The sequence below is a fragment of the Agrobacterium sp. InxBP2 genome (assembly GCF_026191755.1).
Lineage (GTDB): Bacteria > Pseudomonadota > Alphaproteobacteria > Rhizobiales > Rhizobiaceae > Agrobacterium > Agrobacterium pusense.
This window is the reverse complement of sequence record NZ_JAINDY010000028.1, coordinates 47333-60222: the sequence shown is the minus strand read 5'-3', so window position 1 is coordinate 60222 and position 12890 is coordinate 47333. Positions and strand designations below refer to the sequence as shown.

Here is a 12890-nt window from a genome sequence, read left to right as displayed (position 1 = left end):
CGCGATGATCTTCGAGGGGCTTAATGTGCAGTCGAATGCCGCAGGTCAAGAGTTCTCTTCGATGCTGCCTTGCCACGCTACAACCTCGCAAAAGGCAACTTACCTACAGCTTCCCGCAGGACGCCGCAGAATTCGTCTACGATACGTGGAGGCGTCTTGCCGCCTGGCAATGCGAGCGCGAAATCATACGGTACCGCGGGCACGAAAGGCCGGCGGCAGAGACTGCGGTTACTGTAGAAGCTTTCGGTGAACGGGTCGACCAACCCAACCCCGAGTCCTCTACTAACCATATCGCAGACACTGAGGGCAAGCGTGCTTTCGATCCGGCGTTTGCAGGCAACTTCGTTTGCGGCCAAGACGGAGTCTAGCTGCATGCGAAGCAGACTATTGACGCCCAGCGAAATCAACGTCTCTCCATTGAGATCATTGGGGACGATTGTCTCCTTTTTACTCAACGGATGTGAAATCGGCAGAATGCATTCGGCGCAAAAGCGAGGTAGCGGCTCGATGAGCAGGCCTGGGTAGTCGCCAGTCGTGAACGCAATACCGAGATCGAAGTGATGAAGCGCCACCAGTTCGAGAACGGTGCGAGAAGAGTCATCATGCAGATAGATTGAAACATCGGGTCTGCTGGCCACAAAAGTTTGAATGACTTCGGACATGAAACTCATTGCCAGCGCTGTATAGCAAGCGATGCGGACAGATCCGAGTTGGGAATTGCGCAGGTCGTTTGCAACTTTGCCAATGCGGTCGATACCGTGGAAATGCAGTGACACCTCTTTATAAAGGATGACTGCCTCCGACGTCGGACGCAGGCGATTTCCAAACCTTTCGAACAGTTTAAAGCCTAATTCGTCTTCCAGATCTCGAATGAGCCTGCTGATCGCGGGTTGCGATATTCGGACCGTCTCTGACGCGGACGTCATGCCGCCGGTAAGCATGACTGCTCGGAAAACCTCTAATTGACGACTTTGCAGCATCCTCGAAATCTCTTCCTACCGAACAAGGCCTCTGCGACCGGATCATGCACTCGAAATACATGCACACCCAGGACGCAAACCATATCGAGGTTCAGAGCGACAAATGGAACCGGCCACCTATTGTCACAACGCTGGTCGACATGACGGCCCTCTTCGTCGAGTATGCCGAGAATTCCCTCGTGAAGGTGCCCTGATGAACGACGACGACAAGCGGAAGAAAAGCTGCCGAGTTTGCGGAGATGGTGGCGCTTTCTGACTTCGTGATGACCATCAGACCCACCGGCTGCTCAGAGCAAGTGGTTGGCTGCGTTGGGAAGTTTCATTCGAATATGGCCAACGAATGACAGGAACGATGGTTCGAGTCCCTTCAAGAGCTTAGATCGATCGATTGGCCTTCAGAAAGTCCAGAAAGGCCCGCATCCCCCCTCCGATATGGCGGTGTCTGGGATAGTAAAGGCAGAGGCCAGGATAGGGCGGCGTCCACTCGGCTAACGCCTGCCGGAGTCTCCCGTCCGCAAGTGCTTCCTCGGCCATCCATCGCGTGACATAGGCGAGGCCGCAGTCGTCCAGAGCCGCGGCCGGAAGAAGTCGGGACTGGTCGACCACGAGGTTGCCGGTCGTCGCCACGACGACCTCCTCGCCGCGGCGCTGAAACTCCCAGCGATAAATCGACCCGCCCGCCATGCGGAGCTGGATGCACTGGTGAAGCGAGAGATCCGACGGACTTTCGAGAAGCGGCGCATTGTCGAGATAGGCGGGCGATGCCACCACGATGTGCTGCTGGTCTGGACCGATCGGGATTGCGACCATCTCCCCGGGGACGAGTTCCGCCGCGCGGATGCCGCAGTCGAAACCTCCTTCGGCGATATCGACCAGTCGCCCTTCGGACCGGATTTCGAAGCGCATTGCCGGCTGCAGCTTCATGAAGCGCGTCAACAGCGGCATTAGCAACTGCTCGGCGGCGTTGGCGTCGCAGTTAATCCGTACAAGCCCGGACGGCGAGGCGGCCTGGTCGTGAAGCTCATCGACCGCCATTCCGATTTCGCTGAGCGCCGGCATGAGCCGCTCCGCAAGTCTCCGCCCAGGCTCCGTCAGCGAGACGTTCCTCGTCGAACGGTGGAAGAGCTTCACTTTGAGACGTCTCTCCAGTCCGGCGACTGCGTGGCTCAGCGCCGACGCCGTCTGGCCCAGAACTCGGGACGCAGCGCGAAAACCTCCGTGCTCGGCGACGGCAAGGAAGGCCGCTAGCTCGCCAGGAGGGAGCAAGCCCACTGTTCGAATTATCTCATCATTGCGTGTAACGGTGGTCATCTAGTTCATGAATGCCATGCGCTTATCTTTGGGACAAGTCGATTACTGAAGGAGTACAACAATGACTTTACCGATACCGTTCGGCTTTTCATCTACGGCCGCCGACGTTCTGGAAGGCGTCGACCTCGCCGGCCGGAACGTCATCGTAACCGGTGGCGCCGCTGGCATCGGGCTGGAGACGAGCCGCGCTCTCGCTGCCGCGGGAGCTGCTGTGACGATTGCAGCCCGCCGCCCGAATGAGGCGGAGAAGGCAGTCGCTGAGCTGAAAAAGAGTATGCCCGAGGCTTGGCTGCGTGTTCGCCGGCTCGACCTCTCCGATCTTTCTTCCGTCCAGGAATTTGCTGAGAACTGGAACGACCCTCTGCACGTCCTCGTCAACAATGCAGGCGTCATGGCCATTCCGGAAATCCAGCGGACTGCGGAAGGACGGGAGATGCAGTTCGCGACGAACTATCTGGGGCACTTCGCACTCACGCTAGCGCTGCGACGGCATCTAGCCAAGGCAAATGGTGCCCGTGTCGTTTCCGTCGCCTCGACTGGCAACCTGTTCGCGCCCGTGTTCTGGGACGATCCGGACTTCCGCTTCATTCCATACGATCCGCTGCTTGCCTATGGGCAATCGAAGACAGCCTGCATCCTGCTGTCCGTTGGGATCGCCAAGAACTGGGCCAGCGACGGGATAACGTCCAACGCGCTCAATCCCGGAGCGATTGCCACGGGGCTTCAGAAGCACACCGGAGGCCTGCGAACCCCCGAGCATTTGCGCAAGACAATAGAGCAGGGAGCAGCCACGTCGGTGCTGCTGGCGGGTTCGCCGCTCGTCGAAGGCATTTCCGGTAGATATTTCGACGATTGCCAGGAGGCCTCGGTCGTTGACGAGCGGGGATCTGGGCCCTTCAAAGGCGTGGCCAGATACGCCGTTGATGAGGACAACGCGGTCCGGCTCTGGGAGATCGCGACGCGGATGCTGGGGTTGCCACTGTGAGCGGAACACCCTGTCGACCTGTCCGGACCGGCAGGGTGCTCGTCGAGCGATGACCGGACGCTGATCAGGCCTTGGCCGCCACCGGAAGCCGGAATGGCGCGCCCAAGCGGTTGAAGGCGTTCATTGCGGCGATCGTGATGGTCAGATCGACGAGGTCCTTCGGTTCGAAAGCGGCTGCGGCTGCGGCATAAGCCTCGTCAGACGCGTGGGTCTGGCTGACGTTGGTCACCTCCTCGGCCCAGGCCAGTGCTGCTCGTTCCTGCTCGCTGAACAGGTGAGGCACCTCGTCCCAGACAGGAACAAGCGTGATCTTATCGACGGACATCGTCTTGCGCAGATCGCGGCTGTGCATGTCGATGCAATGGGCGCAGCCGTTGATCTGCGACACGCGCAGGAAGACGAGATGAATGAGCTCTTCAGGCAGGTTCGTTTTCTTGGTGACGTAGTGATGGACGCCGAAGAGCGCCTTGGCACCCTCGGGGGCGACTTCGGACCAGTTCATGCGGGACATATTGTTTTCCTTTCTCGTAGACACGGTTCTCCGTTCGCCGGAGAAACCGTCGTTGCTTGTGCTAGGTGAGGGGTAGTCTGGTAGGTAGCGCTACGGCTTGCGCGGCGTCGTCAGGGCGGTGTCATCAGTATCGACGACGAAGACCGCCAGCAGTTTCGCCGGCTCGGTCTTGCTGGCGTTGGCGCTGACGTCGTGGCGGTCGCCCGGCAGCTCTGTGAAGTTCTGGCCGGCAGTGAAGGTCTTCGTCTCGCCACCATTCACGGCGCTCAGGATCGCGCCTTCGAGAACCGTCGCATAGATCAAGGCGGATCTTGCATGCGTATGAGCGGAACTGTAGCCGCCGGGGCCGTACTCGACGAGCACGCCCTTGACGCTCTTGCCGGGAACGTCCGGGAGGGGATGCTCGTAAACCAGCGTCACCTTTGCGTCCTTCGTGTCGTACACAAGTCCAGGCTTGACGACGTCATGAGCGGAAGCTGTGGCCAGAGCGACCGCAAGTGCCGTAGCGGCATAGAAGATGGTCTTCATGATGTGCCTCTCTGCCTATGCCTTGAGCCATTCTGTGAGAGTGATCCGGCCCTTGATGTAGTCTCCGCCGGGAACCAGTGAGCCTGCGACAACGGGAGCGCCGAAGTAGTCGACGGCCTCGTCGGCTTTGACCGGACGAGCGTCGCCCCTGGCATCAAGATAAGTCCGGATGAAAGATTCGAACGGTCCCCGTTCAGGTCCGGCAAGGTCGACGGTTCCGTTCCTCGGCTCGCCGAGCGCGGCCTCCACCAGAGCAGCGGCGACGTCGTCGGCCGCGATCGGCTGGAAGTCGGTATCCGGCACTTTCACCGCGCCGTCCGCCGCATAAGCGCCGGCCAGGGTCTCGATGAACTCATGGAACTGCGTCGCGCGGACGATGGTGTACCCTTGGCCCGACGCCGCGACGGTCTCCTCCTGCGCCAGCTTGCCGGCCATGTAGGGATTGGCCGCGAGCTGATCGGCGTTGACTATGGAAAGGACGACGTGGTGGCGTACGCCCGCGGCCTTTTCTGCGATCGTCAGGTTGCTGCTCGACGTTGCAAAGAAGTCGGTTATCACAGTCTTGTCGAACGACATCATGTTGGAAACGTCGATGACGGCGTCGGCGCCCGCTAGCGCAGCGGCCAGTCCTTCTCCCGTATAGGCATTGATGCCGTTGCGGGAGCTTGCGACGACGGCCTCGTGGCCGGCATCCTGCAGCAGCTTCACTGCCTTCGAGCCGATCAGGCCCGTGCCGCCGATGACTGCTACCTTCTTTATCTTACTCATTTCTGCTTTCTCCTATGACGAGGCGCGATTGCCCGTCTTGCGTTCGTGGAGTTCGAGGAAGGCGCATCCGCGGGCGGCGATACCACCGTCGTCGTCTGCGCCGAGATCCGCCAGAAGGTCCGCAACGGACACCTTGGCGAGTTCTGCGCGATACGCTTTCTCGGCTTTCAGCATCGCGGCGTTGATCTGGCAGGGTTTTGTGAAATAGCGCTGCGGAAGAGGGTTCGGCCCTCGCTGGCGGATTTCGGCGCACCGGAAGGCGGGCGCCGGTCCCTCGACCGCGAGGACGATATCCAGGAGGCTGATTTCGCGTGGGGCCTTGGCCAGCCTGTAGCCGCCTTTCGGCCCTGGTGTTGTCGCGACGATGCCCGCGCCGGACAGCGCCTGCAGGTGCTTCAGCAGATAGCTTGTCGACACGCCGTGGAGTGCGGCCAGTGCTGCAGCCGACAGCACGCCGTCTTGCGACAGCCCCGCCAGGAATGCCGTGCAGTGGATCGCCTGTTCGACGCCTTCGCTCAGTTTCATGTTGCATCTCCTAATCGTGGATATAAAATGTCTATGATTTTGATCGGAGTCAACCCGTGATCACATCAAGTGCTCGAAATTGCGAATATGAGATCAGAAAACGGAGTTTCGACGGCTGGAAGTCCGCCCATTGTCACGATGCTCGCAAGAGCGGAAACAACAACAAAGGACATCGAATGACTACCAAGCTCGCACTCTCCTCGACGCCGGAAGGTATCGTCCCGGCGCTCCTTGCACACCTGAACTCGCTCGACGTTGACACCATGCTCGGTTTCTACGACCCGGAAGGATTGATCGTAGACGCCGCAGGGGTCGCTCACGTCGGCAGGGAGGCGATCGGCAGGGAGCTCTCCAAGTACTTCAGCCTCGGCCTTCAGATGTCGATCACGCAGCGTCACCTGTTCGTGGCGGGCGACATCGCGTCCCTCATTCTCGATTGGTCGTATATCGGCACGGCGCGGGACGGCACGAAGATCAACATGGTGGCGACCGCAACGGACATCGCCCGCCGTGGCCCGGACGGCCTGTGGCGTTACCTCATCGACAACCCGTTTGGCTCGATGCAGAGGAGCGCCGGCTGATGACGGATGCCGCGGAAGTTCTGACCGAAGCGACAGCGCTCGCATTCCGCGGCGTCCTCACAACCGGCGTCTACTGCAGGGCGACCTGCATCTCCCGTCCTCCCCGGCCAGAGAACATGCGCTGGTTCGGGTGCGTCTCCGACGCACAAAGAGCAGGCTTTCGCCCGTGCCTGCGATGCCGTCCCAATGATGAGGAATTCGCAAGGAGGAATGCCGATCTGGTCGCCGAGGCGTGCAAGCTGATTGATGCCGGAGACAGCTCGCCGACCGTCGCGGCGCTCGCGCACGCCCTGGGGATCAGTGAAGGGCACTTCCACCGAACGTTCCGTGCACACACGGGAATGACCCCGCGAGCATACATGCTCGAGAGGAGGGCTCAACTCGTCCGGGAAGGACTAAAACCGGGCAGGACCATTACATCGACGTTCTATGACGCAGGATACGGTTCCAGTGGACGATTCTACGCGGTATGCAGCCGCGCGCTCGGAATGGCTCCGGCAGACTACAGGGCGGGCGGGCGCAGGGAAACGCTGCACTTTGCAGTCGGCCAGACATCGCTTGGTGCGATCCTGGTTGCATCGAGCGCCAAGGGCGTTGCGGCAATTCTCCTTGGGGATGATCCTGCCGCCCTCCTGACAGATCTTCAGGATCGATTTCCAAACGCGAACTTTGTCGGAGGGGACGAACGATACGAGGACACCGTCGCCAAGGTTGTTGGAATGGTTGAGCGCCCAGAGGTCGGCTTCGACTTGCCGCTCGACCTGCGTGGGACTACCTTCCAGCGTCGCGTCTGGCTTGCGTTGCGAGATATTTCTCCGGGCGAGATCATCAGCTATGAAGATCTTGCAGCTAGGGTTGGATATCCGAAGGCCGGTAAGGCTGTGGCTAGCGCCTGCGCGAGCAATCCACTCGCCATCGCTATTCCCTGCCACCGTGTTGTGAGAAAAGATGGAGCGTCATTCCGCTATACCTGGGGAATCGAGCGGAAGGCTGAGCTGCTGCGAAGAGAGGGACGACATTAAATTGAAATCATGTTCTCGCACAACTGCGCCGCGGTGGTTGACCCGATTGTGGAGTGCTGCTGCCGAGCGAAACGGCTAATCGGTTACACCAGACCGTCTTGCTCCACCGGCTCGCCAGATTTCGATACGATTGAAGATCCGTAGGGCTCACGTGACAGGATGATGAGCGCATCGTTTGGTAGTGGGCGGGCGAGTTGCTTTGCTTCCTCCCAAGGTGCTCGCATCCAGACGTCGGTTTCCTCTTTCGTCAGCAGCAGAACAGGCATGGCCTTTTCGTGGATTGGCTTCACAAGATCGTTCGGATCCGTGGTCAGGAAGCCATAGAGATCGTCCGTGGTCATTCCATCCTTCACCTTGCGGACGCTTTTCCATTGCGGCACGTGGATACCGGCGAAGAACATCAGCGATTTTGCCTCGTCGCGCGCAAACCATGCATTGGGCACATTGCCACCGTCCTGTTGGCTCGCCGGATCCGGTTCGGCAAAGCTGGTGACGGGCACGAGACACCTGTGCTCGACGCCGAACCATCTCGTCCAGTGAGGCAGGTTGAGCTTGCGAACATTGGTCACACCACGGTCGGGCTCCATGCGAATGAGTTCGTTGATATCGACGGCCTTGCCCTTGGCCTTAAGCTTATCCGCTCTTGCTTCCGCAGCCTTCTTTTGCAGGAAAATCGGTGAGGGCAGGCCCCATCGCGCATGCACAAGCTGCGTCTTGCCATCCGCAGTGTTGCGGACGATGGGCCCCATTTGGTCAGGGTTCATCTGATACGCCGGCATCAGGTTGATAAAGCTCTCGGCATCCTGGGCCCATTTCGAGACCCAGTCCTTGTCTTCCATGCGATAAAGATTGCACATGGCAGCAATTCCTCCGTTGCGACCGAATGCAGTTTGTCCGGTGACGTACGCCTGCGTGTCTAGTCTAGCTTGTAAACGTCGGCATTGTCCTGCCGTTCCCGCAGCCCCTTGTAGGAAGCATGCCGTAGTTTACCGTCCCCAGTCGCGTCGCTGCAGCCGAGCATCTATCCAACACGCCTCCGGGATATGAGCAAACTCCCATCGCCTCTCTCGGATCGGTCCTGCGAGATCCTGCTCGCAACCCCATCGGAGACCCTAAAAAGATTGCCGCCGCTATCATCGAAGCAACCGACAATCCCACGGCGGCTCTACGGCTGGTTCTGGGTAGCGATGCTTATACCAATATAGCGACCGCGCTGTCCCAGAGGCTGAACCAAGTCGACGACCAGCGGCTCTCGGCCGCGTGGACAGATTTCACGTAATCCCATCGGGATATGCGAGCCCAATGCGGTCTCTTCACTGATGGCGCCACCACAGACATCTGCAGTGCCGCCATCTCTGATCCAGGTTCAACGCCGTTCCCGTCGGGATTGTCTGCGCTTCCAGATTTCATCGAGAGCCAATGCAACCAATTCCATCACGGCAGCCGCAGCACCGATCATCCAGACATTGCCAATCGCGATGATCCCGGCGCCGATCGCGCTGCCGATGGAAAAGCCGAGATACATAGTAGATGTGTTGAGGGAGAGTGCGACGGAGGCGTGGCTCTGTCCTCCAGCAACGATCAGTCGAGCCATCTGCGCGGGAAAGAAGGACCAGACACTGAACCCCCATCCGGCGACGGCGAGAAGTGCCAGCAAAACGGCACCCATGTCCGGAAGTACTGTGGCCACAGCCAAAGCGGCGAAAGAGAGCGCGAGCGCGATAAGCGAGAGCTTCGCAACCTTGAGCGACCCGAACCGATCGTTCAGTGCGCCGCCGGTGAAGACGCCGAGCGCCGCGAATACGCCCCAAAGCGTGACGGTTGCCGCAATGCCCCTGTCGGCTAACCCAAGTGTCTGCGAGAGATAGGGTGCGATATAGGGATAGGCCGTATAAGCACCCATCGACCAGAACAGCGTCACCGATAGGAGCTTCAACACGGGTGCCTGACGGATCACGCCGATACGCTCGTCGAGGCTCGCGATGACCATGTGAGCCCCCGCGTTGCGTCCGACACCTGCCAGGATGCCGATAATCGCGGCAGCCCCCGTGGCGGCGACCATGAGAAATGTCGAGCGCCAGCCAAATGCGTGGCCGATGATCGAGCCAAGCGGAAGCCCAAGTGCGATCGCGATCGTCATGCCGCCGCTGACGATGGCAAGTGCGCGTCCTCTTTTCTCTGCCGGCACGATCATTCCGGCAAGCGCGTTGGCGTTCGGCGCATAGAGACCGGCGGCAACCGCCATCAGGATGCGTGCAAATATCAGCGTGCCGAACCCGGGCGCGAAGGCCGCAACCAGATTGCCGCCCGTGAAGAGCATCATGGCAAGCAACAACGTGTCCCGCCGACGCAAGCCACCGGTGATGACCGTTGCGATCGGCGAGCTGAGCGCCAATACCAGGGTAAAGACAACAACCAGCATGGCGGTTGCCGACAGGCTCATGCCGAGATCGGCTGAGATGGTCGGCAACAATGGTGCGATCATGAACCCTTCGGTACCGATTGCGAAGGTCCCAAGCGCCAGGAACCATGCCGGTAGCATGGACGGCTCGGGCCCTCCGAGATCCCCGCCGTTAATGGGAATGGCTGATTTCAAGTCATGTTTCTGCAGCATGGTAACCTCCAGCCGAATGCCCGGCCGCCTTGTCCGCAACCGGGCCTCGGCCTGTCGTGTCAGACGGGGATCGGATTTGCGACCAGAGATTCGTTGAAGGCGTTGAAGAGCGCGTGCTCCCCGCTTCCGGGATTGTCGCGGATGGCCTTGATCTCATCGACATAGATCTCCTCGGCTTCGGTACCGAGACCCTTCATCGTCTTCTCGATGAAGATGTCTAGCGGCATTGCGCGCGGATCGCCGCTCTTCTTGATCAGATCGGTGTCGACCCATGGCGGCGCGATTTCCTGGACGCTGACATTGGTGTCGCGCAGCTGAAAACGCTGCGACAGAGCGTAGGAGTGCAGCGCAGCCTTGGTGGCGGAGTAGACCGCAGTGGAGGCGAGCGGCAGATAGGCCAGGACAGACGTGTTGTGGATGATCGTAGCCTTCGGCTGAGCCTTGAGATGATCAATCAGCGCAGAAGTCAGACGGATCGGGCCGAGTAGGTTGGTGTCGATGATCCGCCGCGATTGCGCGTCATCGATCTTTGCGCCTGCATCGTCGAAAGGCATGATGCCGGCATTGTTGACGAGGACATTGAGCGACGGATAGTCGCGGATCAGCCGGGCTGCTACGCGCTCGATATCTGAAGGATCGGCGATATCGAGCTCAATTCCTTCCATGCCGGGGTTGGCGGCGGTGACCTCGTCGAGCAGCGCCTTGCGGCGGCCGGCAATGATGACCTTGTTACCGAGGCGGTGAAAAGATTCCGCCAGTGCGCGGCCGATACCGGATGTGCCGCCCGTGATGAAGATCGTATTGTTCTCAAGTTGCATGAAAGCTCTCCTTTGGATCTGGGTTTCGATGGAAGCGGTGCTTCGATGGGAAGATCATGCCTCATAGCCTCGATGTCTGAAATGACATCTAAACGTCATTTTAGGACATACAGCTAGCATGATCGGGATGAAGCATTGTCAGGCGACGCGCTCGACCTTCGGGAAATCGAGGACTGTGCCCACTGTGTTGTTGACGCTGTTGGTGAGGATGTTGACGGCCACGTGGGCAATCGTCTCAAGGATCTCCGCATCGGTCAGACCGTAAGCTCTGGCTGCCTCAAGCGCTGGAGCCGCTCCCTGTCCGTGGGTGGCATTGATTGCCAGAGCGAGATCGAGAATCGCCTGGATCTTCGGATCGGACGTTCGCCCCTTTTGGGCATTGGCGCGGTCTTCGGCGCTGACCCCTGCCGCGCGTGCTCCGCCAGTATGTGCGGCGAGACAATAATCACAGCCGTTTGCGGTTGCGATGGCGATAGCGATCTGCTCCTGCGCCGCGGCGGAAAGGACGCCATTGCGCAGAAATCCCTTGCTTCCGGTATAGACATCGAGGGCTGCCGGTGCATGGGCAAGGACCCGGTAGAGGTTAGGGACCTTCCCCATGGTGGCCTTTGCCGAGGCAAAGACGTCTGCCACATGCGGCGTGACTTCGTTGTCTGAAAGTGTTGAAATTGCTGACATGTTTGATCTCCTTCAAGCGCCGCGATGATGCGCGGCAGGAGAGCGTCAAGCTTGTAACTTCCTGCTATCGATGGTGATGGCCTATCGCTATTGGCGGGCCGGGCTCATAGCGTGATCGGATCGAACAATTCGAGAAACTTCAGGCGGCGAATTCCTCGGCACGTTCACCGTCGATCATCCGCAAGCTGCGGCGAAGGCTTTGCGGCGGCTGCCCGAAGGAGCGTAGGAAGGCACGGCGCATTCGGTCTCGGTCGGCAAAGCCCGTATCCCTTGCCACAATTTCGATCGGGTGGCGACCGTCTTCCAGCATGGCCTTGGCTGCCTCCAGTCGCAGGCGCTCCACTGCCTTCGCCGGCGATTGGCCGGTCTCGTCACGAAACAGACGGCTGAACTGGCGCGGGCTGAGGCTTGCGGCTTCGGCGAGCTCCTCCACTGTCAGAGGATTGCGAAGATTCTCCTTTGCATAGACAAGAGCCCGGCGGACGCGATCCGAACGAGGCTCAAGTTCCAGCAGGGCGGAGAACTGTGATTGGCCGCCGGGCCGGCGGTGATAGACGACCATCTTGCGGGCGATAAGGCGCGAGAGTTCGGCGCCATGATCGTCTTCGATCATGGCGAGCGTCAGGTCTATGGCCGCACTCATGCCGGCAGAGGTCCAGATGTTGTCGTCATGGACGAAGATCCTGTCGTCGTCGACTGCGATTGCCGGGTAGCGCTCTCGCAGTGTTCTCGCATGGGCCCAGTGTGTGGTCGCGGTGCGACCATCCAGCAAGCCCGCTTCGGCCAAAAGGAAGGCCCCGGTGCAGACGCCGGCGACGCGACGCGACTGGCTCGCAGCATCGCGGATATAGGCAAGCAGTCTCGCAGGCGCAGGCTTAGGAACGAGTTCTCCGACAACCATCAGCGTATCGGGAAAGTCGCTGAGCGGTTCGGTCTCGATACGGATGCCAAGTGACGAGCGGATTGTGCCACCCTTTTCGGACATGACCGTCAGGCGGTACATTTCCTCGCCCAGCGCGTCATTGGCGAATTCGAAGGCAGTCAGGGCGGCCATGCCCATGACCTGGAAGCCATCTTCCATAATGAAACCAATGCGTCGCATATCGACTTCCGCCTCGGGTCCGTAATTGACGGACACGCTAGATCATAGAGCTCTCAGGCGTGGGCTTCGCCACGCTTCGTGACTTTCGCCTCCCGCGGATCAACGCCGCGAGGTTTACCATAGAGGCTAATATTGGCATCGCCCCAATATTTGAGTGCAAGCAGGATCGGCTCCATGCTGCGGCCAAGTTCCGAAAGGCTGTATTCGACCTTCGGTGGGACCTGCGCATAAACCTTCCGCTCGATCAGCCCGTCGTCCTCAAGCTCACGCAACTGATTGGTCAGCATGCGTGGCGTGACTTTGACGATATGCTTGCGGAGCTCGTTGAACCTCAACGTGCCGGACAGGAGGTGGAAAAGGACCACTGACTTCCATTTTCCATCGATAAGACCGATCGCCGCCTCGACCGAGCAGCCGGGGGAACAATCGAATCGGGAGTGTCTGGCTTTTGCCATGACAGTATCCTT

At 59.7% G+C, this 12890-nt stretch carries 16 protein-coding genes and 1 pseudogene; 4 read left to right on the top strand and 13 right to left on the bottom strand.

Features of this window, described 5'->3' with window-relative positions; all coding sequences use genetic code 11:
- Nucleotides 1–77: 77 nt before the first annotated feature.
- The gene (locus K7A42_RS11675; RefSeq protein ID WP_282455206.1) at nucleotides 78–980 is read right to left on the bottom strand and encodes a LysR substrate-binding domain-containing protein; all 903 of its coding nucleotides are present in this window, start codon (nucleotides 978–980) and stop codon (nucleotides 78–80) included.
- A gap of 44 nt (nucleotides 981–1024) precedes the next feature.
- On the opposite strand from K7A42_RS11675, the gene K7A42_RS11670 reads away from it, so the two are divergent.
- Nucleotides 1025–1174, top strand: a complete 150-nt coding sequence (locus tag K7A42_RS11670) for a hypothetical protein (protein ID WP_282455205.1) — start codon at nucleotides 1025–1027, stop codon at nucleotides 1172–1174.
- A 181-nt stretch (nucleotides 1175–1355) separates the two neighbouring features.
- Here the strand turns inward: K7A42_RS11670 and K7A42_RS11665 are convergent, their stop codons facing one another.
- Nucleotides 1356–2291, bottom strand: coding sequence for a LysR family transcriptional regulator (locus tag K7A42_RS11665; protein WP_416220907.1), 936 nt, complete (start codon nucleotides 2289–2291; stop codon nucleotides 1356–1358).
- Nucleotides 2292–2352: 61 nt separating this feature from the next.
- Here K7A42_RS11665 and K7A42_RS11660 point away from each other — a divergent pair, with 61 nt between their 5' ends.
- Nucleotides 2353–3276 (top strand): SDR family NAD(P)-dependent oxidoreductase, encoded by a 924-nt coding sequence (locus tag K7A42_RS11660; RefSeq protein WP_282455203.1) that lies wholly within the window; start codon nucleotides 2353–2355, stop codon nucleotides 3274–3276.
- 64 nt (nucleotides 3277–3340) lie between these two features.
- Here K7A42_RS11660 and K7A42_RS11655 read toward each other — a convergent pair whose 3' ends face one another.
- From K7A42_RS11655 to K7A42_RS11640, 4 genes are all read right to left on the bottom strand, one after another.
- A complete protein-coding gene (locus K7A42_RS11655) occupies nucleotides 3341–3787 on the bottom strand; it encodes a carboxymuconolactone decarboxylase family protein (protein WP_282455202.1) in 447 nt (148 codons plus the stop codon).
- 90 nt (nucleotides 3788–3877) lie between these two features.
- Entirely contained in the window at nucleotides 3878–4315 is a 438-nt protein-coding gene (locus tag K7A42_RS11650; protein ID WP_282455201.1) for a cupin domain-containing protein, read from the bottom strand.
- Nucleotides 4316–4330: 15 nt separating this feature from the next.
- Nucleotides 4331–5083: an SDR family oxidoreductase gene (locus tag K7A42_RS11645; protein ID WP_022557094.1), complete on the bottom strand. Its 753-nt coding sequence runs from the start codon at nucleotides 5081–5083 to the stop codon at nucleotides 4331–4333.
- 12 nt (nucleotides 5084–5095) lie between these two features.
- On the bottom strand, nucleotides 5096–5608 hold the full coding sequence (locus K7A42_RS11640; protein WP_022557095.1) for an RrF2 family transcriptional regulator: 513 nt from the start codon (nucleotides 5606–5608) through the stop codon (nucleotides 5096–5098).
- Nucleotides 5609–5784: 176 nt separating this feature from the next.
- On the opposite strand from K7A42_RS11640, the gene K7A42_RS11635 reads away from it, so the two are divergent.
- Nucleotides 5785–6189 (top strand): YybH family protein, encoded by a 405-nt coding sequence (locus tag K7A42_RS11635; RefSeq protein ID WP_022557096.1) that lies wholly within the window; start codon nucleotides 5785–5787, stop codon nucleotides 6187–6189.
- Nucleotides 6189–7211, top strand: a complete 1023-nt coding sequence (gene ada / locus K7A42_RS11630; RefSeq protein WP_282455200.1) for a bifunctional DNA-binding transcriptional regulator/O6-methylguanine-DNA methyltransferase Ada — start codon at nucleotides 6189–6191, stop codon at nucleotides 7209–7211. Before K7A42_RS11635 ends, ada begins: the two co-directional genes overlap by 1 nt.
- 83 nt (nucleotides 7212–7294) lie before the next feature.
- Here ada and K7A42_RS11625 read toward each other — a convergent pair whose 3' ends face one another.
- From K7A42_RS11625 to K7A42_RS11595, 7 genes and pseudogenes are all read right to left on the bottom strand, one after another.
- On the bottom strand, nucleotides 7295–8068 hold the full coding sequence (locus tag K7A42_RS11625) for an SOS response-associated peptidase family protein (RefSeq protein WP_282455199.1): 774 nt from the start codon (nucleotides 8066–8068) through the stop codon (nucleotides 7295–7297).
- Between the two features lie 59 nt (nucleotides 8069–8127).
- A pseudogene (locus K7A42_RS11620) lies at nucleotides 8128–8211 on the bottom strand (ATP-dependent DNA ligase); the annotation flags it as partial.
- 366 nt (nucleotides 8212–8577) lie between these two features.
- Nucleotides 8578–9825 (bottom strand): MFS transporter, encoded by a 1248-nt coding sequence (locus tag K7A42_RS11615; RefSeq protein ID WP_282455198.1) that lies wholly within the window; start codon nucleotides 9823–9825, stop codon nucleotides 8578–8580.
- Between the two features lie 59 nt (nucleotides 9826–9884).
- Nucleotides 9885–10643: an SDR family oxidoreductase gene (locus tag K7A42_RS11610; protein WP_174151442.1), complete on the bottom strand. Its 759-nt coding sequence runs from the start codon at nucleotides 10641–10643 to the stop codon at nucleotides 9885–9887.
- A 138-nt stretch (nucleotides 10644–10781) separates the two neighbouring features.
- Nucleotides 10782–11321, bottom strand: coding sequence for a carboxymuconolactone decarboxylase family protein (locus K7A42_RS11605; protein ID WP_282455197.1), 540 nt, complete (start codon nucleotides 11319–11321; stop codon nucleotides 10782–10784).
- 139 nt (nucleotides 11322–11460) lie between these two features.
- Nucleotides 11461–12423 carry a GlxA family transcriptional regulator gene (locus K7A42_RS11600; RefSeq protein WP_174151440.1) on the bottom strand — a complete coding sequence of 321 codons (963 nt, stop codon included), beginning with the start codon at nucleotides 12421–12423 and terminating at the stop codon, nucleotides 11461–11463.
- Between the two features lie 53 nt (nucleotides 12424–12476).
- Complete coding sequence (locus K7A42_RS11595; protein WP_006699254.1) at nucleotides 12477–12878, bottom strand: winged helix-turn-helix transcriptional regulator; 402 nt, start codon at nucleotides 12876–12878, stop codon at nucleotides 12477–12479.
- Nucleotides 12879–12890: the final 12 nt, after the last annotated feature.